This is a genomic window from Cryobacterium sp. CG_9.6 (assembly GCF_029893365.1).
Classification (GTDB): Bacteria; Actinomycetota; Actinomycetes; order Actinomycetales; family Microbacteriaceae; genus Cryobacterium.
This window is the reverse complement of the sequence record NZ_JARXUZ010000001.1, coordinates 113836-139285: the sequence shown is the minus strand read 5'-3', so window position 1 is coordinate 139285 and position 25450 is coordinate 113836. Positions and strand designations below refer to the sequence as shown.

24 protein-coding genes and 1 tRNA gene are annotated in these 25450 nt (G+C 60.5%); 5 read left to right on the top strand and 20 right to left on the bottom strand.

Annotation, left to right across the window (positions count from 1 at the left end; all coding sequences use genetic code 11):
• Nucleotides 1-126: 126 nt before the first annotated feature.
• The 11 genes from H4V99_RS00620 to H4V99_RS00570 form a co-directional block, all read right to left on the bottom strand.
• Nucleotides 127-528: a hypothetical protein gene (locus H4V99_RS00620; protein ID WP_280674600.1), complete on the bottom strand. Its 402-nt coding sequence runs from the start codon at nt 526-528 to the stop codon at nt 127-129.
• A gap of 148 nt (nt 529-676) precedes the next feature.
• On the bottom strand, nt 677-2332 hold the full coding sequence (locus tag H4V99_RS00615) for a right-handed parallel beta-helix repeat-containing protein (protein ID WP_280674598.1): 1656 nt from the start codon (nt 2330-2332) through the stop codon (nt 677-679).
• Nucleotides 2333-2510: 178 nt separating this feature from the next.
• Complete coding sequence (locus H4V99_RS00610; RefSeq protein WP_280674596.1) at nt 2511-3491, bottom strand: nitroreductase family protein; 981 nt, start codon at nt 3489-3491, stop codon at nt 2511-2513.
• Between the two features lie 105 nt (nt 3492-3596).
• Nucleotides 3597-4934 (bottom strand): hypothetical protein, encoded by a 1338-nt coding sequence (locus H4V99_RS00605; protein WP_280674594.1) that lies wholly within the window; start codon nt 4932-4934, stop codon nt 3597-3599.
• A 103-nt stretch (nt 4935-5037) separates the two neighbouring features.
• Entirely contained in the window at nt 5038-6033 is a 996-nt protein-coding gene (locus H4V99_RS00600; protein ID WP_280674592.1) for a glycosyltransferase, read from the bottom strand.
• A 41-nt stretch (nt 6034-6074) separates the two neighbouring features.
• Nucleotides 6075-6683, bottom strand: coding sequence for a glycosyltransferase family 4 protein (locus H4V99_RS00595; protein WP_280674591.1), 609 nt, complete (start codon nt 6681-6683; stop codon nt 6075-6077).
• Nucleotides 6684-7882: 1199 nt separating this feature from the next.
• Nucleotides 7883-9052, bottom strand: coding sequence for a glycosyltransferase (locus H4V99_RS00590; RefSeq protein ID WP_280674589.1), 1170 nt, complete (start codon nt 9050-9052; stop codon nt 7883-7885).
• Nucleotides 9039-10487, bottom strand: a complete 1449-nt coding sequence (locus H4V99_RS00585) for a sugar transferase (protein ID WP_280674588.1) — start codon at nt 10485-10487, stop codon at nt 9039-9041. The genes H4V99_RS00590 and H4V99_RS00585 overlap by 14 nt, the downstream gene beginning before the upstream one ends.
• Nucleotides 10478-11452, bottom strand: a complete 975-nt coding sequence (locus tag H4V99_RS00580; protein WP_280674586.1) for a hypothetical protein — start codon at nt 11450-11452, stop codon at nt 10478-10480. Before H4V99_RS00580 ends, H4V99_RS00585 begins: the two co-directional genes overlap by 10 nt.
• 8 nt (nt 11453-11460) lie before the next feature.
• Complete coding sequence (locus H4V99_RS00575) at nt 11461-12066, bottom strand: low molecular weight phosphatase family protein (protein ID WP_280674584.1); 606 nt, start codon at nt 12064-12066, stop codon at nt 11461-11463.
• Nucleotides 12066-13505 carry a polysaccharide biosynthesis tyrosine autokinase gene (locus H4V99_RS00570; protein ID WP_280674582.1) on the bottom strand — a complete coding sequence of 480 codons (1440 nt, stop codon included), beginning with the start codon at nt 13503-13505 and terminating at the stop codon, nt 12066-12068. The genes H4V99_RS00575 and H4V99_RS00570 overlap by 1 nt, the downstream gene beginning before the upstream one ends.
• Nucleotides 13506-13988: 483 nt before the next feature.
• Between H4V99_RS00570 and H4V99_RS00565 the strand changes: the two genes are divergently transcribed.
• Nucleotides 13989-15002: an LCP family protein gene (locus tag H4V99_RS00565; protein WP_280674580.1), complete on the top strand. Its 1014-nt coding sequence runs from the start codon at nt 13989-13991 to the stop codon at nt 15000-15002.
• Nucleotides 15003-15268: 266 nt separating this feature from the next.
• Nucleotides 15269-16735, top strand: a complete 1467-nt coding sequence (locus tag H4V99_RS00560) for an HNH endonuclease signature motif containing protein (protein ID WP_280674578.1) — start codon at nt 15269-15271, stop codon at nt 16733-16735.
• 30 nt (nt 16736-16765) lie between these two features.
• Here the strand turns inward: H4V99_RS00560 and H4V99_RS00555 are convergent, their stop codons facing one another.
• A complete protein-coding gene (locus H4V99_RS00555) occupies nt 16766-16987 on the bottom strand; it encodes a hypothetical protein (RefSeq protein WP_280674576.1) in 222 nt (73 codons plus the stop codon).
• Nucleotides 16988-17072: 85 nt separating this feature from the next.
• Between H4V99_RS00555 and H4V99_RS00550 the strand changes: the two genes are divergently transcribed.
• Together H4V99_RS00550 and H4V99_RS00545 are read left to right on the top strand one after the other, a co-directional pair.
• Nucleotides 17073-17303: a hypothetical protein gene (locus H4V99_RS00550; protein WP_280674574.1), complete on the top strand. Its 231-nt coding sequence runs from the start codon at nt 17073-17075 to the stop codon at nt 17301-17303.
• On the top strand, nt 17293-17607 hold the full coding sequence (locus H4V99_RS00545; protein ID WP_280674573.1) for a type II toxin-antitoxin system PemK/MazF family toxin: 315 nt from the start codon (nt 17293-17295) through the stop codon (nt 17605-17607). Before H4V99_RS00550 ends, H4V99_RS00545 begins: the two co-directional genes overlap by 11 nt.
• A 132-nt stretch (nt 17608-17739) precedes the next feature.
• Here the strand turns inward: H4V99_RS00545 and H4V99_RS00540 are convergent, their stop codons facing one another.
• Together H4V99_RS00540 and H4V99_RS00535 are read right to left on the bottom strand one after the other, a co-directional pair.
• Nucleotides 17740-18156, bottom strand: coding sequence for a hypothetical protein (locus H4V99_RS00540; protein WP_280674571.1), 417 nt, complete (start codon nt 18154-18156; stop codon nt 17740-17742).
• A 1389-nt stretch (nt 18157-19545) separates the two neighbouring features.
• Nucleotides 19546-19616 (bottom strand) — tRNA-Gly (locus H4V99_RS00535).
• 71 nt (nt 19617-19687) lie between these two features.
• Between H4V99_RS00535 and dcd the strand changes: the two genes are divergently transcribed.
• The gene (gene dcd, locus H4V99_RS00530) at nt 19688-20290 is read left to right on the top strand and encodes a dCTP deaminase (RefSeq protein WP_280674570.1); all 603 of its coding nucleotides are present in this window, start codon (nt 19688-19690) and stop codon (nt 20288-20290) included.
• Nucleotides 20291-20338: 48 nt separating this feature from the next.
• Here dcd and H4V99_RS00525 read toward each other — a convergent pair whose 3' ends face one another.
• The 6 genes from H4V99_RS00525 to H4V99_RS00500 are packed head-to-tail and all read right to left on the bottom strand — an operon-like array spanning nt 20339 to nt 25445.
• The gene (locus H4V99_RS00525; protein WP_280674569.1) at nt 20339-20764 is read right to left on the bottom strand and encodes a universal stress protein; all 426 of its coding nucleotides are present in this window, start codon (nt 20762-20764) and stop codon (nt 20339-20341) included.
• On the bottom strand, nt 20761-21399 hold the full coding sequence (locus H4V99_RS00520; protein WP_280674568.1) for a V-type ATP synthase subunit D: 639 nt from the start codon (nt 21397-21399) through the stop codon (nt 20761-20763). Before H4V99_RS00520 ends, H4V99_RS00525 begins: the two co-directional genes overlap by 4 nt.
• Nucleotides 21396-22886, bottom strand: a complete 1491-nt coding sequence (locus H4V99_RS00515; protein ID WP_280674567.1) for a V-type ATP synthase subunit B — start codon at nt 22884-22886, stop codon at nt 21396-21398. The genes H4V99_RS00520 and H4V99_RS00515 overlap by 4 nt, the downstream gene beginning before the upstream one ends.
• On the bottom strand, nt 22883-24664 hold the full coding sequence (locus H4V99_RS00510) for a V-type ATP synthase subunit A (protein WP_280674565.1): 1782 nt from the start codon (nt 24662-24664) through the stop codon (nt 22883-22885). Before H4V99_RS00510 ends, H4V99_RS00515 begins: the two co-directional genes overlap by 4 nt.
• Entirely contained in the window at nt 24661-25188 is a 528-nt protein-coding gene (locus H4V99_RS00505; protein WP_280674564.1) for a hypothetical protein, read from the bottom strand. Before H4V99_RS00505 ends, H4V99_RS00510 begins: the two co-directional genes overlap by 4 nt.
• Nucleotides 25185-25445, bottom strand: coding sequence for a V-type ATP synthase subunit F (locus H4V99_RS00500; RefSeq protein WP_280674562.1), 261 nt, complete (start codon nt 25443-25445; stop codon nt 25185-25187). Before H4V99_RS00500 ends, H4V99_RS00505 begins: the two co-directional genes overlap by 4 nt.
• Nucleotides 25446-25450: the final 5 nt, after the last annotated feature.

The window sequence follows — 25450 nt, the reverse complement described above, 5'->3', positions numbered from 1 at the left end:
AAACGCCACTCCGCCGCGGAGCAGAGCGATGAAACGACCCCAAAACCAGGCCGCTGCAGACACCATGCTCAAATGGCCGGAAACAGTGCCGCACTGGCCGGTTAATTAGTGCTCAAATGGCCGGCTTCAAGTTGACAAAACACACAGCACCGCGACCAAGTCATGGGTGCGGAGGTAGTCGGTGAACAGGGCGCAGAACTGCGAATACCCATACTTCTTCCCGGCGTCCTTGGTGTCGACATAGCGACGCCACGCCAACAGCAACGTGAAGTGCCGGTTCGCTTTCATCGACGCAAGCACACGCGATAAGTCGGGCTGGTCATACTCCTCCGACACGTTCCGGCGACCGTCGGGGAACCACTCGGCCAGCTCGACGTCGCTAACCGCGACCGTCGAGATCACACCGCGTCGCTGGACCTCGTGCCGGACCCGGGCCACGTCGCGATGGGAGCACCCCGCAATCTCCACGACCTCGCGGTAACTCCGCCCCTCCAGCAACAACCCCAAGATTCTTCGATAGTCCGCCATAACCCGCCCCTTACTGAAAAGGACCACGCCTGATGCGTGGCCCTCTCACAGCAGAGCAGATCACCCTGGCCCGCGCTACCGTGTAACCGGAATCGCGCTACCAGGTCGCCGGACTGGCGCTACCCACAAGCCCTACTCGCCATGCTGCTTAGACGCCACGTCCTGCTGCATCGCGCCAGGTCGTCCCATCAGACCAAATTGGTCTCTTCAATGTAGTGTCGTAATACTGTTGGCCGGGGTTGGAGGCCGGAGGGCGCTGCGAGCTCGTACCTGCCTGAGGCGTAAAGACTGCTTCACCTAGGGACGTTTGGAAGACAAGTTCCGGTCGGCCCTGATTGCTCAACCTAGCGAATGCTCTTGCCTGACCGGCAGATGGTAGGCCTTGAGAAGCCGTCTGTGGTACCTCAAATAGTATGAACCCAGCACCTCCAGCGCCATGTAGTCTCAGGCTCTCAGCGTGGATGGCTCCATCAGTCCTGAGGACCCTACGGCCCGCTCGATACAGGTTCGTATCGAGCGGTGCACTGCCGGTACCCCAAGTTATTTCACCATCACCCCGGACACGAAACCTCTCGTACAGGTCGGAAGCCACTTTTGAGCGCAATGCCACATCAGTGGCAAGTTGAGGATATATATCTGAGTGAAAGAGCCGAGTTCTAAGTGCATCCACATTGCTGAATCGCCCCATTACGTGGTACGTCGAGGATGCCCAGTAGTTTCCGATCTCGTTGATAAACCCGACCCCGTTTCCGGTCTGGATAGCGTAGCTAGTCCTCGCAGAGCTGCCTCCAGAGGCACCCGAGAAGTTACCAAGAAAACTCAAGGCGGCTACCTCCTCAAGGTAGATGTCGGGGTGCAAACCAATGCCCGCGGTGCTGTTCCCGCGGAATAGGTTTCCAGAAACCAGAGTGTTCAGCGAGCTTCCAGCTGCACCTATGGCGCCAAGGCCCGCGCCAATGTTGTTATCTATCGAGTTGTGAACTATTAAACAACTCGCGGCCCGACGCGTGAGCTGAATCCCGTATTTCGAGTTCGACCAGATTCCGCTATCCCGCACCCAGTTCGCTCCCCCATCAATATATGCACCAACTTGACCACGTATCCCGCCAATGCCACCGTGACTAAACGCACAGTCTGTCGATCTAACGACCCAACCGTACCGACCAAAATCTCGTATGGTGACATGACGAAATTGAATCTGCAAACGCGCTGCCTCGATTCTCGCGCCGTCTGTCAATGCGTTGATGATGTGGGAATTAATGATGTTCGATCGATCGGCATACCTAAATGTCAGTCCGAAGTATTCTTCGAAAACAAGGCAGTGCGACGTACCGAGCTGCGCCGTGTAGTTTCCATCGAGCGTGATGCCCTCCGCATTGAATCGCACTGCGTTGACACCGATCGACAGCAGAATCTGATCGGTGCCCGCGGCCAACCGAAGTGTTGCCCCGTAGGCAATAATTCGAACATCGGGGCTGTCTATACGTAGCGGCGTTACAACGTACTGCCCTGGGACGATCTCGATTTCACAGGCTCGACCGAAGGAATTCACCGCGCGGAACATCTCGTTGATTGAAGCGTAGTTGTTCGAATTGAAGGCAACCAAGGGTGCATAGTTTGCCGAAACGACACGTCTAGTTAGAGACTCTGGCTTGTCAATGAGGCTTGAAATCACTTCGTCGCTCGATGACGGCTGGATTTCATTCGGCACTGAATTCCCAGGCACGGTTTTCGCACCAGTTGCTGCAGCAGCCAGTGCAGCAGCAATACCGACGACGAACTGGCGGCGAGGAGTCTGGGTCATGGAGCACAGAGTAAACCCGAGTGAGCTATTGGTTTAGGTCCCCAAATGCGGGCAATTGCTGAAAATCACGCTGGCGCTGCGAAGACCAGGCAGATCATTTCATTCACAACAAGACTGCGACCATTTTAGTTGAGGGCTGCCTTCACGGTCGCGCAGTATTGGCAGACAAGCACATCTCTCAGGCATGCCTCACCAGAACCTCATCAATCTGCCTACGGGGAGACCTCGCTACCTTGAAACTCTTTGGCGGAATGCCGACTGCGATCAGGGTAACGATGTCTTCGTGTGCCGCGATTCCTGCCGAGCTTCGGAGGGCGTCCGATTCGGAATTCTTCATCGACCAGTTTAGGAAGCATGTCCCGAGATCTCGTGAATGAAGAGCCCACCCCAAAGTCATGGCAAAAAGTCCACCGTCAATCCATCTCTGATTGCGCTCTGATGCGCCAGAAAAAAGCCGCGCATCAACGGTTACTACCAGCACAACTGGAATTGAATTCCGAAAACCTGCATTCCCATTTTGCTGAGATAGGACTGAGGTAACAGCCTGCTTCCCTGTATACATGTGTACTCGAAACGCCTGCCTATTGCAGACAGATGGAGTATTCGTTGCCAGCGCTACAGCCGCCTCAATGTCCGCGATGTCGACGTTAAGAGAGCTGTCGAAGTCCCTGATGCTCCTCCGGGACGTGAAGAAGTCATCGAAGAGAATAGTTCGAGCTTCGCTCGAGTTAGCTTGGCGAAGCACGTCATCGCGGACGACGGGTAAAGCGACCCGGGGGTCAGCCGCACCTCCGGCGTTCCAACTTTGCAGGGCAGTCAGCGCAGATTCAGCGAAAGAACCATAGGTAATCGGACCCGCTGTCCCAGCTGCAAGAGTGCTTAGGCCTACTCGAAGTCTCTTTTCTACTTCTGCACCGAACGGGCGTTTGGGTTCACGAAGCGCTAACCCCTTCTCAACTCTGTGATAGTCCTTGGTCAGTTGAGTTTCCAGTTGCCGTCCGGTCCAGGAAGAATCGAAAGAGCCCTCTCCCGGACCTCCATAGACGCGGTGACGTTTCGCATCAAGAAGTGCCTCCCGAGTATTGGTTAGGCCTGTCTGCATCGTCTTCCAGCTATTCAGAACTCGAGTAGGCAAGTGCCTCTTCACTAGAGTTTTCATGCGCTGAATCATAAAGGTAAGGTCCTGTCATGTTCTTGAATAGATTGTGGGCGTCCGAGTATTCGGGCTCGGAATATGAATTGACCCCACAGAGGTATGGACTGGTTAGGGTGCTGCTCGGAGTCTCGTAATTCGTGGGCTGAAGCTTGCGGGACGACCGATGTCGTTGCGTGCGGTTGACCGTCTAATCTGTTCCTCACAGAACCCCAACACAAACAGCCATAATGGCAATGTGTCAGCCATCATGCCCCAGCCGGTGAGCGCCACTATCGAGATTCCGGGGAACGACGCAAGAATGGCGCGTGAATACCAACCGTTTGCGTGTAACGATCGTCGCGTACGCCAGGCCCGGACCATGAGAATCAAAATAGGCAGGAATAAGAGGATTGCACCAAGGAACCCGAGTTCAACAACGGCCAAAAGGACCGAATTATGTACGGGCCATCCGGTTGCTGTGAGCGCGTCATAGGGCCCGACTGCAGTCACGTAGGTACCTGGACCAGTCCCCACCCACCATGGTCTCATCTCTATCTGGGCGAGTGCTACGTCAGTAAAACGAGCACGATATCCCCCAATTTCGCCAGTTTCGAATCGACCCAGCCAAACACCGGCTGATGCGGCCACGACGCCAATCGCGGCCAAGGGAATCATTACCCGTCTGCCGGCGTGCTGAGCGCCCTCCGAAGTCATAGCCCAGATCACGACCATGATGATCACTGCAAAAAAGTTCGCTCTGCCTCCCGACAAGATGAAGGGGATTGCCGAGAGACAGATGGCCCACCATGCAAGCTTTCGAGCCCTCGGGTCCGAGGATTTTGTGAGGGGCAGTAGGAGGACAGTCAACAAGAGCAGGATTTTGCCGAGGGTTGTCGGATGCCCGAATGAACCGTTCACCCTCCCAAGAAGGCCTGTGTCTGCAGCGGCTGAAGCGCCAAGGGGAAACAACGGAATGCCAGCTACTTGTGCAACAGAAATTGCGACCTGAACAAAGACCGCAATGAATAGCCAGCCTGCAAGAATCTGTTCTGACTTACCGCTTGAAGCTACGTGTGTCGAGATGTAGCTACCCGCAACCCACGCCAAAGTAGCGACGCCGAGATGTACGACCCCGGCCCATTGCTCGCCGTTTCCAGCCCAAACCAAGGAGACCCAGATCAGTAGGAAGATGGTGAAAGCGCTATAGGTAGTCCACAGCGTGCCTTTTCTATGCAAAAAGCTCGCCACGAGGACCACGATACAAATGGCCACAGTGTAGGTCATTACCCGTGGTTCGGCACCCGAAATAGATGCCCTGGTCTGATCGGCAACGGTACCGCCGATGAGTACCTTTGGAAGAAAACAAAGACTCCCAAGCATGAGTGGCAGCAAGACATTCAGGCTTCCGAGAAAATGCCCGACGACAAGTAGAGCGACTAGGCCGACAAGGCCAATAACTATGAACATGTACCTACGTCCGGCGTCCTCTGGGCAGTCGACATTCGACGAACTCCATTCAGTCTCTTGAGTTGATCAGCAATTCGTGCGATCCATTGATAGTTTGCGCGCCTCATCTTTTGAGTATTTCTTCAACAGAAGCTGTGAACGCGTCTTGTGTGAAACGCGACGCTATTTGTGCATTGACCGATTCTGTAGGTGCTGATGGCTGATCTAATAATTCAGATTGAAATAACTCATCAATATTCCTGATCAAAGGCCAAAAATCTGGACTGAAGCCCGATCGGACATGGTCCGTCCCATAAACGATGAGCCCACGCGCTAAGGCCTCAACAGCCTTGACCTTGATACCTCCACCGTGGTCGATCGGCACAATCACCGCGTCAATACTGTCGTAGAAACTTTCTAGCTCGTCCAACGAGCCTAGGACGGTTGCCGGCACACCCCAACCTTTGACGCGCTCAGAACCGAATCCTGCGACAACGATTTCGAGCTTCTTAGACGAGAGTTGATGGCCAAAATCACGAAAAAATTTCCTCAGGGACATCTCATTTGGCTCATACCCCAAGTTTCCTATGAACCCAACGCGTCGAGGTCGACCTGGTGCGTTGAAAGTCCGCGGGTACATGCGGGTGGGCGTTGGTAGCCAGCCCGCGGTCGCATGACTACCGATAACTGCAAGGTCACCGAAGCCAGCCACTGTATTGAAGCGAGCCCTCCGGGGCAGATTCTTCTCTCGATGCTTCCAGACTAGGCTCTGCGTTAGCCCACCGGGGATTGAAAGAGGGGATGAGGCCCCCATCGTCCGAGCATTAACACTCCAGAGATCCATCCAGTCGAAGATCAGCGACTCTTTCTGAATCGCTTGGGCTGCAGATTTGAAAACCACGGGAACGGTCATTACATGAAGATCCGCCTTTCGCAACGGTGGGATGGCACGCGAGAACGGCATCGGCGCGATCATTCGCTTGGTGCTTGTTAAGAATGAGGGGTTGTCGTTGAGGCTCGGCCCTTGAGGGTTGATTCCCTGAATCTCCACTGAGTAGCCAAGGCTTTGCAAAGCCTCTTCCCATGCGAGTACCCGCAACCCTCCACCATCACGGGGCATTGAGGCGCGACTGTACCAATACACAATTGTCGCGGTCGGAGTCACTCGGCACGTCCAGCTGGAGATATTTCAGTCCAGAAGGATCTGAATCTGCTGTTGAAAGCCTCAATGGAATATGTGCGGAGGTAGGAATCTCTGGCAGCTGAACCCATTGCTTGCGCCTGTCCAATGTCGAGGCTCTCCAAGACTGACCTCAGTGCCTTGGGGTCACGCAGAGGGAATACTCGACCGGTTTTGCCATCATCGATGATCTCCGAGAGCCCGCCACCGTCGCTCCCGATAACGGCCCGTCCTCGCGCGAACGCTTCTATGGCAACTAGCCCGAAGGGCTCGGGCTCATCAGAAGGCACCACAACAAAATCTGCCGCGTCAACCAAAGTCGCGATGTCTTGTACCTCACCGCCAATCACAACGGTCCCACGATTTGTCATCCGCTCCACGAGGCGTGGAACATCGACTGGCTTCCCCATTTCAGGAGGGCCACCCAAAATGACAAGCTCACCAAGGGGAACGCCAGCATCCCAGGCGGCTAGCAGAGTCGCGTGCCCCTTCCAAGAATTCCATCTGCTTGCTACCAAGAAATTTAGCTTGCCGCCCCGGTCCTCAGGTTCGTATCGAGGCCGGTCATAGTCCTCGATACCGTTCAACATCACCCTTGAGCGATTTCGAACAGGTCCCTTCAGAGCCTCGTTTGCTGCATTCGAGATGCACAGGCATTCCGTCGCCGCTGTCGCAAGCGCGCCAAGCACGAATGCTTCACGCCCGCGCCAGACTTCTTGGCAGTGCAAGACAACGTGAGGGACTCCTAGGAGCCGCGCAAGAATGCCTACAGCAAGCGATGCGGACGTCGTCAAATAAACTGTCTGCGGTCTTAGTCTGAGCAGTTTGTATGCGGTTCGGAGCATCATAAGTAGCGTCTTTGGGAGGAACCGCGGGGATAGGTACTTGCGCCGGAGAATTGGTAGGGCCCGAATTTCAAAGTTGAATCCGCTACGTTTCAACTCTGCGTCCAAGCTATAAGTGGATGACGATGCGTCGTCAGGCAGCCATACCGTGGTTGAGCTTAGTTCAGTCGGGGGAAGAGTTTTGAGCACCTGCAGCAAAACCTTGTCGGCACCGTACATTTCGTTTGAGGAGTGGACGAAAACAATCCCGGACCTACTTCGACTCATGGTTTACTTTCCCCCGCGCTGACGAAGGACTCGGGCCGGTATGCCTCCGGCGACCGAGTTGTCGGGAATATCCCGGGTGACAACACTGCCAGCGGCTATGACCACTCCAGATCCAATACGAACACCTGCAGTAATCGTCACGCCGCTCGCGATCCAGCAGTTGTCTCCTATCTCAACAAAGCTCCGAGTAACTCCTTGTGATTTAATGCTGCTTGCCAAGCTATCGAATGAGTGATTTTCAGAGAAGACACGCACGCCGGGCCCAATCATCACGTCGGACCCAATCGAGATTCGCCCAGAACAACCTATGAATCCATCACAGCCGATGCTGGATCTGTCGCCAATCCATAGGCCTTCGCCGACTTCGCCTCCGTAGTAGCTGCTGGGGCGAATGGTCGTGCCCCGGCCGATAGACACATCCGCTCCGAGGTTAATGCCCCCGCGTGATATTCCCTGAAGTTCCGAATATGGCTCCAGGACCAGTCTCCCCGTGTGGCTCACGTAGCTCGGATTCAAAATTCGTGCGCCGCGGCCTAGAAGAAGTGCGCCCGTCGATCTCTTAAGGAGTGGCTTTACCGTCAAGGCCCGGAGGGCCATGAACGCAACACGTAGGTACACGTGCATCGTCGCATGAAGGTTTTGGTTTCGGGGCAGGCCCTTAAATCTGTGGAAGCGGCTCACGAGCTCAACCTGGCGGCGGACTTTTGTTGAATTCGATCGGAGTCTGCATTCGTTTGTGCATCCACGAGGCTAAAGAGATTCTCTTCGTAGGACTCGCAGACCTTTTCCCATGTGTAGGTGTCCTCTATCCGTTTGCGCCCGCGCGCAATTGCCTCAGACTGCCACTTGGGGTCGGCCATCGCAGCTGATATTACGTGCCATATATCGATGCTATTTGGGGCAACAAACCTTCCGGACGGGCCCAGAACTTCACGATTGTAATCAGTGTCTCTCGCAACCGTGGGTGCTCCACACGCCATTGCTTGAACTAGCGCAGGATTCGTGCCGCCAACGCTGTGGCCATGGAAATAGACGCCACAGTGTTGCCATAAAGAAAAGAGACGGCGGTCATCGCTGACGTGACCAAGCCAGGTGATCTTCGGGTTCAACTTTGCAAGGGCTGCAGCCTGTGCGTCGAGTGGCCCGCCGTAACCCTCTGAACCGACGATTACAACTTGATATGTCTGAGAAATCGATTCCGCAGCAACAAGGAATTCGGGAATTGTATTCTCGGGAACAAATCGCGCTACGACGAGCACGTAGCCGCGATGAGTTAGACCGCGCTCCAACGGCAGTTCAGGTGGCACATCGCCTCCATACGGGATGAAGGCACCATCTGTACCAAAGTCTCGCTTCCAACGTTCCGCGATTACTTTGGAGTCATACACTAGACGCGTTCCAAAGCGGGCCGTGAGTTTGGCGCCAGTCCGAAACATCCACTTAGCCATCCGACCCCACTTTGCGCGGTCCCACTCAATTCCATCTACGTTAATCAGCGTGGGGATGCCCCGTGCCTTCAAGATAGGGAGCCAGAATCCGTTTGCAACGTTCATTACGAGAGCAACATCGGGCTTCTGCTGGGCAGCGTCAAGACAGGCTGTTAGCCCATAAGAGAGGGTGCTGAGCGATTTCCGCTCCACGCCTCGGGTCACTTTGGAGTGCACACGTGGGTCAAGATTGGGATCAGTTGCGCTGGTCGCTCCGTGCCTTCCATAGACGGTGACGTCCCAACCTTGCTCAACCAAGTACGGCGCGAGCTTTCTGACAGCAGTTTCAAAACCACCGTAGTAACTCGGATATCCGCGCGTCCCAATGATTACAACGCTTGGCATTTCAGTAAGCTCCATTCGGTCGTGCGACAGCCCGCACGGTGCGGTACAAGATGATGACGTCCCCAAGAAGGGACCAGTTTTCTACGTAGTAGAGGTCCAGCCGTATGCTGTCGTCCCATGAAAGGTCCGAACGACCACTCACCTGCCAGAGACCGGTGATACCGGGCTTCACCAGGAGGCGGCGCTCGGCCCAGCCGTCGTACTGTTCCACTTCGCTCGCGAGTGGCGGGCGTGGGCCGACCAGAGACATGTGCCCGAGGAAGACGTTCACCAGCTGCGGCAGTTCGTCCAGGCTCAATCGGCGAAGCGTGGAGCCAACCTTGGTGATGCGTGGGTCTGCCTTCAGCTTGAAGAGCACTCCGTTGCCTTCGGATTGGTCGAGCAGGCCCGGGAGCTGCTCTTCTGCGTCTGTCACCATGGAGCGGAACTTGATCATTCGGAATCCATTGCCGTTCAGGCCGACACGTTTCTGAAAGAAGAACGCGGGCCCGGCGCTGTCCCGACGGATGGCGACGACGATCCACAACAGTAGGGGGCTGATCACGAGAAGACCGAGCCCGGAGGAAATAACGTCGAAGGTACGCTTCGCCAGGTGCCGGCGTCCTTCAAAGGACGGGAAGTCAACCTGGATGAGTGGCAGCCCAGACACCGGGCGTGCGTGAATTCGAGGGCCGGCAACGTCGGTGAGTGCGGGGGCCATAATCAGGTCCACCTTGCGGGACTGAAGCTCCCAGCCCAGCTCCCGCATTTGACGGGGTCCGTAGTTGTCGGCACCGGTCAAGATAACGGTGTCGGCACGCGAGGCATCAATGGCATTCAGAATTTGACTGAAATTGCCGAGCACGGGCACGCCCTCGATGAGGTCTTCGGTCACGGTGCCGTTCTCTGTGATGGCCCCGACAAGAAAGAGACCGGCGCCCGCATCACGTCGAACACCGATAGCTACGTGTTCGCTTTTCACGCGCTCGCCCACCACGAGGGTCCGGTGCACATACCGGCCCTCACGGCGCCGGGAGACAAGCCAGTGCCGCCAAGACCAGCGACCAAGGACGATGAGGACAAGCCCGATAGGCAGAGCGGTCAGAAAGTATCCGCGCGCCAGATCCACCTTGAAGAGAAACGAAATGATGGCGGTGGTGCCAAAGACCCGAATCGTGGCATCTACGAGCCGTTTGTATTCGGTAATGCCGGTTCCGATTATTTTATGGTCGCGGGTAGCGAAGTATGCGAGGGCGAGCATCCAGAGCACGATGATGCACAGGGACACGAGCGTGTACCCAATGGTGAAGTTACGCATCTCTTCGAGCGGAACACTCAATTCTGAGCGACGTGTGCCAAACCACAGAACCTGGCTGCCGAGCACCGTACCGACAACAACGAGAAGATCGGTCAGAAAGAGCCTTATGGCGTAGGCGCGCTGCCAGGTGCGCGTTTGACCGCTCAGGCCCACGACACACCATTGTCAGTCGAGCGAGCAAAGGCATCGCCGGCCCAGAGCCAGAGCGTGCCATCCTCGGCCGCAGACAAGGCAACCTCACCGGGGTTCACCGTGGCCGACACGCAGGCCGCGGGTGTGGAGTCGAGTGCGCCCACTAACGAGATGGTCACGAGTGAGATGCCGGTGCAGCCGGTCGGGTTCACCACGGCCACTCGGTAGCCCTCGGTCGAGGCCGTAAGCGCTGCGGCGCCGGGAACGGATGCCGCCGCCGACCACGTGGCGCCGGCATCCACTGTTGTGAACACAGACGCGTCGGTGCACAGCACGGCCGCCGTTGTGTCATCCGTGGCGGCGAGCGTGGCAACAGCTCCGCAGGGGGCCGTCACATCGCCGCTGGGGCTGTGAACGACAGCGGATGTCGCCGGGTCGACGTACCACTCGGCATCGACGCGATCCGAGTAGGCCCGCCACTGCTCGCCAGCAACGAAGGTACTCACCAGCTGCGGGGCGCAGTCGGTGATGTTGAGGGTCACCAGGGAGGCTTCGGCTTCGTCGAAAACATTGATCGCCAAAATAGAGGAGGCGTCGGTGTCGATAGCTGCGTTGAATCCGTCCCACGTGGCACCAGAGTCGGTGGTCAACTCGGGTGCAGCGGGCGCGGCCGGGCAGGCACCCGTTGTGGCCCGCCAGGCAGTTGTGGCGTCAAGTGCCGCCAATATTCGCGTGGGTGCCACCGTGGCAACAGGTGCGACGGCTGCCGCCGTGGTTTCCACCGGAGTGGGGGTGGGTTCAACGGCAGGAGCGGATGCCACCGGCTCGACCACCGCACCGGCATCAGTGGTTGGTTGACCCGTGGTGAGTGCCACAGACACCAAGACCACGTCGAACAGAAGAAATACGGCCAGGCCGGCAATGAATAGGCGCCGCCGAAGCCGGTTATCCCGGTTCTTGCGGCTCATCGTTTTGAAACCCCCCATGACGCCCCCTAGGCCTGACGTACCGATGCGGCACGGTGGAACAGGCCAATAACCGCGTTGACCGCGGGTAGAAGCTGCTGGGCGGACTGAACGTACACCTCATCGCTGCGGCGGTACGGGTCAATCACGTCATCGTCCTCGGGTGCCGCGGGCTGCGGCACGGCACCGCGCTGGGAGGCAGCGAGGGCTATCAGTGAGGAGAACCGCCCCACGACGTCGTCTACCGACAGTGCGGCAGCATCCTCGAGGTCATTGTCCGTGAGGTCGTTCACCAGGCGCGCGAATTCGCGAATGGTGAATGTGTAGCGGATGGCGCGGGGCACGAGCTCCACAATCGCGCGCCGGTGCTCCCGAGACATCGCGAACACCAGATCGGCGGTGGCCAAATGTTCTTCGGTGAGCAGCTGGGCAACATGGTTGGAGGGATCCCCACCGAAATGACGAGACAGGTCCGCGGCTTGCGCGGGCATAGCCTCACCGGTGAGGCCGACGGTGCCGGCGCTGGCCAGCGCAACTTCGGGCCACGGCGCCAAGCCCGTGCGCAACAGCTGTTCGGCCAACGGCGACCGACAGATATTGCCCGAGCACACCGTGAGAATAGAGAATTTTGTCATTATGCGGTTCTCCGGCGAGCCTTGCGGAACCCCGCGCGGGCGGGCGGAGCAGCCGCAGCGGTTTTCGTCTCTTCCAGGGCTGCGCCGTAGCTGTACTGGCCGTAGCCATAGGAGTCGGGGCCCTTGGTGGGCAGCATGGTGATAACCACACCCACGAGTCGGCTTCCGGCGCGCTCAAGTGCCTTCACCGCGCTGGCAAGTTCATTGCGCTTGGTGCGGCCGGAGGCCACCACCATGATGGCGCCGCCACAGAGCTTGCTCAGCACCGCGGCATCCGTTACGAGGAGCAGGGGAGGGGCGTCAATCACGACAATGTCGAACTCGCTCGTGAGAGCGGCCAGGGTGCGCACCATTGCGGCAGAGCCGAGCAACTCGCTGGGGTTCGGGGGCACGCGACCGCTGGGCAGAACGAACAGCTTGTTCTTGCCCCACTTCTGCAGCACATCAGCGAGTTCAGCCCGGCCGATGAGCACGTCGGTGAGACCTACCCCACCCTCAACACCCATGTATTCGGCCACGCGAGGCAGACGAAGGTCGCCATCGATGAGGGCCACGCGCGCGCCCGTTTCGGCGAGGGCGATGGCAAGGTTGGCCGAGGTTGTGCTCTTACCCTCGCCCGGAACCGAACTCGTGACCACGAAGCTGCGCGGACCACCCTCGATGTTCACAAACTGCAGGTTGGTGCGCAGCGCTCGGAACGACTCCGCACGCGGGTTCTTCGGGTCGGAGTGCACCACGAGGGGGCGCAGCCTGGCCTCGGGGTCGTTGGTGATGCCGCCGAGCATGGGCGAGTCGGTGACGAGCTCGATGTCATGCAGGGCATGAATGCGGGTGTCAAGCACGCTGCGCAGCACGGCCAGGCCCAGGCCCACAGCCAAACCAACCAGAAGTCCGAGAGCGATGTTCAGCGGGACATTGGGGCTGGCCGGCGCGGTGGGCATGATGGCCGGCTGAATGGTTGCGATCTTAACGGGGCTGACTGTTTCACCGTTGGGCTTTTCGAGCTGGTTGACGACGATCTTGCTGAAGTTCTGGCCCACCGAGTTGGCGATCTGCGCCGCGAGCTGCGGATCACTGTTCGTGACAGACACGTCAATAAGCACACTGTTGAGGGGGGAGGCAGAGGTGATGGTCTCTGCCAGTTCGGCAGCGGTCAGGTCGAGGTTCAACTCCGTAATGACCTCGTCGAGCACAATCGCGCTATTCACCACGTCAACATAGGAGACCACGGCTTGACGGGCGAAGCTCGTGCCCTGCAGCAGTTCTCCCGTGGCGGCGCCGTCGGCGGCCTGCACAGACACATACAGCTGCGTACTTGCGATGTATGTGGGCGTTGTGGCGATGGCCGCTCCGGCCGCTGCTGCGATCCCGAAGAGGACGGAAGCGAGTATCAGAATCCAGCTTTTATGCAAGATTCTGACGTAATCCTTGAGCTCCACGTGTTCCTCCGGTCGTGCTTGGCATGGAGAAATCGCCGAGATTGCCCCGTTTCCCCCGTGGCTATCTTGACACATACCTGACGGTCTACCCCCCAGAAGACACTGACGGATGCTCAAATTGGCGTTCGTTGGGCTGTCGGGCGGCATGTGATTGCTCGCTAGCTGTTCCGTTTTCCTCACAAACATCGAGCAAAATCGTGCGTAGTCGAGAACCGATAGGCTCGGCTTAGTGGGGGGAGTACGGGCTGAATGAGTCTGTAGTTCACCTCGACAAGGCCGCGCACCACGCCTCAGATGTGACAGTGACCTTCGGGTCGGGGGAGCAGGGGGCTGGCTGAGGTGTTTACCTCTGTCGCGGACGTGTGGCTGATGTGCTTGCGCACAAAGCGGCCGTGTGCGTCGACATCGGCTGTTTTCGGTGTTGCTCGCACGACCCGTCGTGTGGGGTGCCGCTCGCATGACTGATAGTGGATTGGGATGACCATGACGAGACCGACAAAAGCTCAGACGCCCAGAAAACGCACGGGCTGGAGAATCGCGCTGATTTCGGTGGGGACAGTGGTGTTACTCGTCGCCGGCGGTGCGGGCGCGTATGCGTGGAACCTCACCCGCACCTTCGACACGAAGACGCAGAAGATCACCGAGGTTTTTCCCGAGAACGAAGCCAACCGGCCTGCGGAGCTGGAGGGTGAGGCCGCGAAGTCACAGAACATCCTTCTGCTGGGAACCGACACGCGTGGTTCGATTAACGGCTCGATCGATGACATCAGTGGGCAACGCTCGGACACGGTGATGGTGGTGAATATCCCCGCCGACCGCACGAAAATATCTGTGATGTCGATCATGCGCGACAGCTGGCTCGAGGTTCCGGGTTATGGACAGGCGAAGATCAACGCGGCGCTCTCCTATGGCGGAGTGCCCCTGGCCGTTGAAACCGTGGAGGGTCTGCTCGGTGTACGCATGGACCACGTGGCAATCATCGATTTCGACGGGTTTACAGGCGTGACAGATGCCCTCGGTGGCGTCGATATTGAGAACTCGATTGGCTTCAATTCCTACCATTTAAAGGGACACTATTTCGAGCCGGGTACCCTGCACGTGAACGGCACGGAGGCGCTCGCGTTTGTGCGGGAGCGCTACGCGTTCCAAGATGGGGACTTTCAACGCACGCGTAACCAGCAGATCTTCATTCAGGCCGTTCTGAAGCAGGCCTTAAGCGCCGAAACGCTCACCAGCCCCGGCAAGGTGAGCGCGCTGATTGGAGCTGTTGCGCCCTACCTCGCCGTCGATGACGGCTTCAACTCTTCTTATGTGGCGGGCCTCGGCGTGGAGCTGCGCAGTGTGCGTGTCGGCGACGTGAACTTCTTCACGCTGCCCACTCTGGGCACCGGCACGGCGGGTGGGCAATCTGTGGTCAACATTGACTGGAACGAGCTCCCGCTCCTGCAGCAAGCCTTCCAATCTGACGCCCTGGCCGCCTACCAGCCTCCCGCCTGACCCCTGCTCCTGTCGCGACCCCACTCGCCAACCTCCGCAACGCCCCCGCCTCGCTCTCTTTTCCGCTGGTCATGCTTGTCGAGACCCCGCGAGCCAACCTTCGGAACGCTCCCCTTTTCGCTCTCTTTTGCGTTGGTCGTGTCTCGGCAGGCTCGACAACCGAACGAGACCCCCGCAACCCGACCTCAGGAACGCTCCCATCGCATCCGCTCGTCGGTACATGAGGTGTTCTCATGAATGTCGGTGGTGCCTGCTTGACTTGGGTTATGGAGAACAACGACGAAGTGCCTCCAGAGGAGGATGCCGCGGGACTTGTCCCGCCCGACCCACCAGCACCAACCATCCCCAGTTTGCCGATCCCTGGTCAGTTGGCGATCACCACCGGTGACATTCGGCCCTGTGACGTGCCGCGGGTGAGGCGGGTGATTGATAAGGGTCAGAACATTCTGCTGGAGAGCATCACGGCCTTTGACCGCCTCATCAACTCCGCGCATGCCGCCCGTGCCACTGTCATTGCTGGCGCGCACCTGTGGACCACCAGTACCGCGCAGACCGGTCGCCCGAACGGCTCGCACGACCTCAGCGAATTTCAGTGGTCTGATGCCACCGCAGCGCATGAGGGGTTCGTGGCGGAACTGGCGGCGTTACTGACCATCTCGGAAGGTTCCGCCCGCAACCTCCTTACCGAAAGTGAGGTGTTACAAAACACTCTGCCCGGTACCCGCCGGGCCCTGCAGGCGGGAGACATCAGCTACCGCCACGCGCAGGTGATCATCGACAACGCTCTCTCCTTGCCCGATGCGTCGCACGGCGACTACGAAACGGAGGTCCTCACCAACGCCGCCACGCTCACCGTCCCGCAACTAAAGAAAAAAGCCATCACCGTGCGCGAACTCACCCACCCCGACAGTATCCGCGCCCGGCACCGAACAGCCCTGACCGATCGGTGCCTGCACGTGCAACCCGCCCGGGACGCCATGGCCTACCTTGACCTCACCCTCTCCAACGAGGATGCGGCCGCGATCAACGACCGCATCGACACCCTCGCCCGCAGCCTGCAAACCACCGACGAAGACCGCACCCTCACCCAGTTACGCTGCGACGTGGCTGTTGACTTGCTCCTGAAAGGCGTCACCGACACCGGTCTCGGCGCCGGGGTCACCGGCAACGTTTACGTCACCGTGCCCGTACTCACCCTCATGGGTAAAGGAAACGAACCGGCGATGCTCGAAGGGTTCGGACCCATCGACCCCGACACGGCCCGCCGCATCGCCGGCACCGCCACCGGGTTCCACCGCCTCCTCATCCACCCCGAAACCGGTGCCGTGCTCTCCTTCGGCAAAGACACCTACCGTGTCCCGGCAGCCCTGCGCCGCTACCTCGAAGTACGCGACGAAACGTGCCGCTTCGTGGGCTGCAACAAAAGCGCCCGGCACTGCGACATGGACCACACCCTCGCCTGGCAACACGGCGGCGACACCACCTTCACCAACCTCGCCGCCCTCTGCCGACGAAGCCACAAAATCAAACACGAAACCGGGTGGAACGTCACCCAAGACACCACCGGCACCCTCACCTGGACCAGCCCCGCCGGCAAACACTACGCCACCCACCCCGCCAGCAGGCTCCGGCCCCCGGTCCTCCCGCCAGAACTCACCTCACCCCCAGAAAAGGCGCCCTACCTCAACCCCTGGACCCAACCCATCACCTTCCCCACCGACGCCCCCTTCTAGAAGAAGACGGCACGTCAGATCAGGCTCGTTCTAGCTGAACCGGCTCTCTTTCACGAGCCTGCCGTCTCGGTCATAGGTGCACCAGAGGCCTGTTTGTACGCCACGATTGAACGAGCCGGTGCGCATGCGGGATCCGTCGAGGCGAAACCACTCCCACTCGCCATGAAGTTCACCGTCAAGCATGAAGCCTCGCGCCTTGGTGACTCCGGTCTCGTACACCTCGATGCGTTCCACCGGCTGTTCACCATCCATGCGCTCAGCGTGCCACCGCCCTGCTCGACGCGCAACGGCGCATCCGTGTAGTGGCTTTGTCTTACATGTCGCGATAAACTTGGATATGGCTGTTGTGAATTTCAGAACCGATGACGCGAGTGACCGGGCGCTTGCGGAGCTGACCGCCGACGGTTCGACGGTCTCCGTCGCAATCCGCCAGGCTCTGGTGGATGCCGTTCGACTTCGCCGGCGAGAACGCATGCGCGCCGAATCGTTCGAGGCCGCCCACAACGAGAACGACCTCGCTGAGGCCCGCCAGGTGCTGAGCGAAACCGAGGCCCTGCGTGCGCGGTGACATCCATCGCCTCCCGGCTCCGCGGGACACCCGAGGGAATGAACAGTCGGGTGCGCGGTTCGCCGTAATTTTGCAGTCCGATGACCTTCTGCTGTCAACCACGCTGGTCGCTCCCACCTCGCGCTCGTCGATGCCGCGCAGTTTTCGACCCACAATTACGATCGGTCTCGACACGACGCAGGTGCTTGTGGAGCAGACCATCACGGTAGCGCCCGAACGGCTCGGTGAATTTGTGGGGAGAGTCACGCGCGCGGAACTCGACGAGATCAACCAGGCACTGCGCCTAGTGTTCGAACTCGACTGAGGTCGAGGAGGGAACGAGTACCAACTGAGCGGATGACGGGAATCGAACCCGCGCTATCAGATTGGAAGATGAGCCGCTCCTTAGGGGGCAGTCGTGGCTGGGTGGCGAGACTGACCACTTTCAGCTTCTGAATTAGCTCCACTCAGAGGAGACGTCCCAGAACTGACCGGGGGCCAGCTTGCTCTCCGACATTTCTTTCTGGAGGTCAGCGTAGAACTTCTCCACGGCGGCCCGTTCGGGCAGGGGAACCGGGTAGTCGGCGATGAACTCCTCGACAGTGGTCTTCTGTGCGATGGCCACCTGGATCCTATTCATCATGTCTACGGTGAGGAATAGACGTTCCCCAAATGCTGTCGGGTAGTCCTGTTCTGCCTTCTCGGGAGTGATCTGGTCCAGATCTACCCGACCAGAAAAGATGTCGTCCGCGAGGTAAGGAGCGACACTTATCCATGTGCTGGAGGTGTCGTCCCACCGCTCTTGGCGATTGGTTGCTGGAGCCCACCGAAATAGCCGGCCGATGCCCTGTTTGACGTAGTAATCAAAAGTCATGAGCGCCCCCCTGCTCTCATTTCTATTCTGTCGGGTCGGATGGCAATTGTCCTAGTCGTGAGTGCTTTGGAAGAACTTGATATGAAACCAACTTCTTCTCCGCAGAATCCGATGCCCCGAGACGTCCGTGAGGCGGCTGAATACCTGCACGTCAACATCCACTTCGTTCGACGCCTGGTGCGAGACCGTAAGATCCCGTTCGTTAAGCTCGGCCACCTCATGACTCAGTACACCTGATGTGTAGCCTTCTTGGTCAAGTGGGCGCCGCTTCTGCAACTTTGGACCGAGTCACCTGTTAACCCCGTCAGCAGAGGCGCAGATGGCTGCATACTGTGGTGTCGACGTATTTCACTCTGGTTTCGATGAAGGCCACGAATATGTCCCCCGAATCGAGGACTTTGTCCAAAGGGGCCAGTCCTATTGGAGGCTCTTCAGAGACGACTATGCCGGACAGCGGGCTGGAAGGGGTTTGCACCTGTTTTCTGATAGTTGCGTTGTCGGCCCGTCCAAACGTCACCCTCACCAGCTGCCCGTTGCAGTCGTAACCACCCTGGACAGGCTGCGCCGCTCCCCCCTCATCCAGCGCGTCCAGAGCGGGTTGCGTTGCCGGTGTCACCAGCGGCCACGATAACGTGCACGATCGTGCGGCGAAGCTTTCGTCGACGAGTGACGCGGCCTCTGAGGCTCGCACTGCCGGTGGGAAAGTAAGAAGAGCGGCTCGCGATACGAAGCAGGAGTAGGCCCGGGGGGCGTCCGGATTGCTGATCGAGCCGAGGGGGTCCACTGAGCAAGCATCCAAGATGCGGGTTGCGACGGGAGCACCGGCACCGGCACTGAGACTCGTCACTTCTATAACTGTGGCGGTGGCCGCCGGGCGGGTCTCATCTCCCATCGCTGGGCTCGCCTTTTCGGAAGTATCGCTACACCCCGTCAGGATGAGCACTACGAGGAGTACCGAGAGCGCTGTCATTCTGGTGCCAGATGCGGCCATGACATCCCCCCTTCCTATTGCTGTTCCGATGGGGCTGCTCCACGAAGTACGGTTCGCAGATTACGGGCCCCCACGGGCCAGATTAGAGTTTTACAAACGTCTAGGCCACAAATCTGACCGACCTTCTGCGGCATGTGGCAGCTATTGCAGCGGTGTCCTAACGTTCACGGCAACCGGTGAAATCTCAACCCATCGACACACAGCGCACTCATTCGATCGCCACGACTGAAGCTACTTCGATGAAACCCGCTTCGGAAATGCAAATTTCCAGTTATCTTCCTAAATCCTTTTGCCGCGGAAGAAGACTGCAACTTGCATACATTGGGAGAGCAGTCTCGGTATGAATGACGAAAGTCTTGATTACCTTGAGATCTGACGGAGGAAACGAATAACAACTGAGCGGATGACGGGAATCGAACCCGCGCTATCAGCTTGGGAAGCTGAAGTTCTACCATTGAACTACATCCGCGCGCCCGACCGTGAGTGATCAACAACCGGAACGGTGTCAGCTTACCAAGCTCTCGCCTATAGGCTGGCACCGTGCTGCTCTCGGATCGCGATATTAAGGCCCAACTCGACGCCGAACGAATCGGTCTCGACCCCTTCGACCCCGCCATGATTCAGCCGTCGAGTATCGACGTGCGACTTGATGGCTTCTTTCGGCTCTTCGATAATCACAAGTATGCCTATATCGACCCGGCCGAAGACCAGCCCGAGCTCACCCGTCTGATTGAAGCGAAGCCGGGCGAACCGTTTATTCTGCATCCGGGCGAGTTCGTGCTGGGTGCCACCTACGAAAAGGTGACCCTGCCCGACGATATTGCTGCCCGCCTCGAAGGTAAAAGCTCTCTGGGTCGACTGGGGTTGCTCACACACTCCACCGCCGGCTTCATCGACCCGGGCTTCACCGGGCACGTCACCCTCGAACTCAGCAACGTGGCGACACTGCCGATCAAGCTCTGGCCCGGAATGAAAATCGGACAGCTGTGCTTTTTCCAGCTCAGCTCGCCCTCCGAACGCCCCTACGGTTCAAGCCAGTACGGCTCCCGCTATCAGGGACAGCGTGGCCCCACGGCGAGCCGCTCGTTCCAGAACTTTCACCGCACCGACGTGCGCGGCGACGACGGTACCAGCGCCGAGTAGGCGGCCACGGGCATCTGCTGTGCTGTAATCGGGCTGATGAGCTCCCACTCAGGGGAGAGGGACAACCAACACGGGAACGCTGGTGAACTCCAGAACCCGCAGGGTGTGACTGCCGATGGAGGGAATGACGTGCCCGGGTCGCTCCACCCGACCCATAACGATCATGATGGCCTGCACAGCATGGGCCTCCTCGAGGATCTCGGCCGCCACCCGCCCGGAACGCTGACGAACCGTCACCATCAACCCGGCAGACGAGCCGCGCACGGCAACATGCCGCAACACGGCATCCGCTGCTGCTCGTCGCTTGTCGGCCAGCAGATCGTGGGCCGCCAAATGACGTTCCATTTCGCCGCCCTCGATCACCGTCACCGCGTGCAACCGAGCGTCTAACCGTCGGGCGTGCTCAATGGCTACGGTCACCGCCGCAAATGCCGCCGAGGAATCATTGACCGCCACGAGGATCACGTCACTCATCGCGTTACCGCCTCTCCTGTCACGCCCACCGACGACTGCTGACCGGCCTGCTGATGCTCTGCCGCCCAGTGCACCCGCAGATTCTCCTCAAGCTCCTGTTCCTCGAGCCTCTGCCGGATCACCCGAAGCTCGCGCTCCAACCGGGGAATCCACCGGTTTTCGACGGCGGCCTGACGAGTGCGGGTGGCAGCCAACTCCCGCGAGAGCAGTAGAACCGCCCGTTGCGCAGCCGCGTGCGCGGCGGCGGCGCCGAGGGCGGAGCGGTGCGTTACCGACGCCCACGCTAGCGCCGAGCTGCCGCCCGCCCGGGGTGCGTCGGGCAGCTGGCAGGTGGCCTCCACCGGAAACCTCACCCCCATGGCACCTCCCCAGGTGAGCATGACGGTGGCGGGGTCCGCCGGGGAGGCCTGGGCCAGAAGGTCGTGGCCGTCTAACGCCACGGCACGGCCTAGCCACACCGCGGCCTCGGCAGCGTGCTGCTCCCACAGGCGCCGCGCACTATCGGCGTGCAGATGCAAGCGGTCGAGTTCATCAGAGAGGATGCGTTGTTTTCGGTCGAGCAGCTCGGCCCCGTGCCGCGCTGTCACCAACCGCCGCTCGATGCGTACCTTGCCGGCCCGCCCGGTGGCCGTCACGATGCGTCCGATCGCGGAGGGAGATACTTCTGCAGCAGGTCGGTCGAGAGCATGGTGAGTTCCGAGCGGGGGAGTGCGGCCAGCGCGGACCAGGCCCGATCGAGCGTGTCGTTCAGGGTGCGAACCTCGTCGCGTCCCTGAGCGAACAGGTTTCGCTCCACCAGCTGGTGGTAGGCGAGGTAACTCCGGTCGGTCTCACTCAGCGCGTCGGCCCCCACCAGCTCGGCGAGTTCCCCGGCCTGCCCGGCCCGCGCCAGAGCCGCCAGCAGCTGCGCCGCAACATCAAGGTGGTCTTCCCGGGTTCGACCGGCACCGGCTCCGCTGCGCATGAGCCGGGAGAGCGATGACAGAGCGTCGACGGGTGGGTAAATCCCGCGAGCGTAGGCCTCCGGAGACAGCACAATCTGGCCCTCGGTGATGTAGCCGGTGAGGTCGGGAACCGGATGCGTGATGTCGCCTCCCGGCATCGTCAACACGGGAACAATGGTCACCGAACCAGCCCGCCCGCGCACGCGACCGCACCGCTCATACAAACCGGCCAGATCGCTGTAGAGGTAGCCGGGATAGCCTCGCCGGGCCGGAATTTCTCGGCGGGCGGCAGACACCTCGCGCACAGCCTCGGCGTAGCTGGTCATGTCCGACATGATCACGAGCACGTCGTTGCCCTCCGTGTAGGCGAGATGCTCCGCAATCGTCAAGGCAATTCGGGGCGTCAGGATGCGTTCAATCACCGGATCGTCGGCGGCGTTCAGCAGCAGCACCAACTCGCCGGCCGCCGATCGTTGCTCGAGCCGGTCGCGCACGTAAGCAATATCGGCGTGGGTGAGACCCATGGCGGCAAAGACCACCCGAAAGCTGGTGTCGCCCGACGTAGCCTGCGCCGCAATCTGCGTGGCCAGCGTGAGGTGGGGCAACCCGGCCACCGAGAAGATCGGCAGTTTCTGGCCCCGCACCAGTGTGGTCAGAGCATCAATGACAGAGACGCCGGTGAGAACGGGTTCCTGCGGTGGTTCCCGGTGCACCGGGTTGAGTGGCCAGCCAGAGACGGGGAGGGACGTGGCCCCGGTCACCGGCGGACCGCCATCCAGCGGTTCCCCGCGACCATTGCACACCCGCCCCAGCCAGCCCGTACTCACGGGAATCTGCAGGGGCTGACCGGCAAAACACACCCGGATGGAGCCAGGCGCCATGTTGTCGGTGCCTTCCAGAACCTGCAGCGTGACGATGTCGTGGTCCACCTCCAGAACGAGGCCATGCCGGTCGGTCCTTGCGGTGTCTGATAGGTCGGTGTGAGTCAGCTCGATGGTGGCGAACTCGTCCCAGCCCACGTTCTCAACATCGCCGAGAACCACCAACGGGCCGCGCAGCTCGCGCACGTCGCCGAACGACAGCCGGCCTGTACCCGCAGTCCCTGCACCTGCAAGGCCTGTACCCGCGTTACTGGCCGGTGCCGGCTCGGCAGCGGCGGGATCTCTGGCACCCGTCACGACACCTCCCGAATTCGCTGAATAATTGAGGCGCCGAGGTCAGCCACACCGGCGGCATCCGCTGGCCCCACGTCTTCTCGCGCACGCAGCACCGGCCGCAGGTCCATCTGCTCGATCACCGTGGCCGGAACGCCACTCTCAATGCGTTGCTGACACGCATCCACAACCTGTAAAACCAGATCCAGCAGCGCTGCCCCCTTCTCCGCCGAACAGAAACCATCGTTGCCGCTGAGTGCGTTCTGCATCAGGACGCCGTCCCGCAGTAATCGCCCGCCGAGGAGAACCATGCGCTCATGGCCGGGAAGAGAGTTGGTGCCAATGATCTCCGCCAGCTCGCCCAACCTGTCGGCCTCGGCGAGCAGGGCCGCGGCCCGGGCCCGCCGCTCGCCCCACCGCGGGTCACCGTTGGCCGCATGCCAGAGGCCCAGCGCCTCCGAGTCTCGCGCGAAGGAGCCGGTGCAACTCACCGCCGGATAGTGCCGTGAATAGGCAAGATCACGGTCGAGTAGCCACAGTGAGCGGATGAATCGTTGCGTGTCGGTCGTGACCGGCTCGGTCATGTCGCCCCCGGGCGGGGAAACGGCCCCGATCACGGTGACCGAGGCGATCGGGCCGCCGAGCGTTGTCACGCGGCCCGCCCGTTCATAGAAGGCGGCCAACGCCGAGGCGAGGCTGGCCGGGTACCCCTCCTCGGCGGGAAGGTCGCCGTTGCGGTTCGCGAACTCGCGCAGCGCCTCCGCCCACCGTGAGGTGGAGTCGGCGATCAGCACCACGTCGTAGCCCATATCCCGGTAGTACTCAGCCACGCAGATACCGCTGTAAATGCTGGCCTCACGCGCCATCATGGGCATGTTCGACGTGTTCGCAATGATCACCGTGCGATCAATCAGCCTGCCGCCCGTGCGTTCGTCCACGAGCGTCGCCAGCCCGTCGAGCACATCCGCCATCTCGTTGCCGCGCTCGCCGCAGCCCACGTAAACGATCACGTCGGCAGCACTCCACTTGGCAATCTGTTGCAACAGCATGGTCTTTCCGGTGCCGAACCCGCCAGGCACGGCGGCGGCAGCACCGCGGGCGAGCGGATACATCAGGTCCAGCACGCGCTGGCCGGTGTGCAGGGGCACGATGCCTGGCGGTCGGTCCCGAAAGGGGCGCGGGGTGCGAATGGGCCACGACTCCGCCAGCGGCACATCGACCTCGCCCACCGTGGCGACGGTATCGAGGGCGTGCAGGGTGCCCGGCGGCGCCAACCCGGTCACGATTCCGGCAACCCCCGGCGGCACCAGCACGCGGTGTTCCACAGCGCCCGAGTGGGGAACGGTACCGAGAACCTGCCCCGGAGCCACGGTATCGCCCACGGTCACGGCCGGCACAAAGGTCCACTCTCGAGCAAGGGTGGCGGAATCGTAAGCGGATGCCGCGGGCTGTGCTTCCGACGGCTGTACTTCCGACGGCTGTGTTCCCAAGCGGTGTGGCTGAAGCCACAGTGGCGCAGAGGACAGCGGTCGCAGCAGCCCATCGAAAGCCTGCCCGAGCATGCCCGGCCCCAACAGCCCGGTGAGGGGGCCGTCGAGAGCGGCCGCGATATCGCCCACCTTCAGTCCCCCCGTATATTCGTAAGCCTGAAGCGTGCAGAGGTCACCCCGAATGGCCACGGTTTCGGCGCTGATGCGATTGGGGCCAAGGGCCACGATCTCCAGCATGGACAGGTCGTCGAGACCCTCCACCTGCACCAGCGGACCACTTACCCGCACGACGGTGCCGCGCCGCCTCGTCATTCCGAGCCCCAGAGGGTGCTGAGCTCTGCCGCCATGGCGTTCAGGGTGCCGAGCGCCAGAGTGGGCAGGGACAGGTCAAGCCGCCGGGACCCGAGGTGCGCGAGACTGCCGCCATCGGCACTTTCGGTGATTACGGCATCCGCTCCGAGGGTGCTGCGGGCGCGTTCGGCCAGTCGAGTTTGGAGCGACGCGTAGCGGGGGTCGGTGCGGAGCGCCGTCGCGGATGCGGTAACGCGGTAACGCAGCTCCAGCAGAAGGCGGTTTTGCTCGGCCAGCACCAGCTCATGGGCCTGTCGGCGAGAGCGAGCCGATTGCAGCGCGGCCTCCGACCGACCGGTCGACTCGCCGGCTGCGGTGGCTTTGGCGCGAATGGTGTGAGCCTCGGCACGCGCCGCCGCGAGGATGCCCGTGGCCTGCTCCTCGGCCATCTGGCGAATCTCCGCGGCTCTCGCCTGCGCGGCGGCCAGAAGCGCGGCCCGCACGGGGGCGAGGGTGGCGTCGACTTCTGCGGGAAGCCCGGTCACGACGGCAACTCCTTGAGCAGCACCGATGGCAGCACCGACGGCAGCACGGCGGTGAGCGGCGCGTGCGGATCGGTGATGGCGGCGCCCAATGCCCGTGCTGCGTGTGGGGTCACAATGACGAGGCCGGTCTGGCCGAGCAGCGTCGCCCAGACACGACGCACCTCGTCATCGGTTTCGGCAGAATAGAGGCGCACCCCGGCGAGGGCGAAGCCGTCGATCAGCACTCGTTCACCGAGCGCAGCCACAACAGTCGACATGGTGA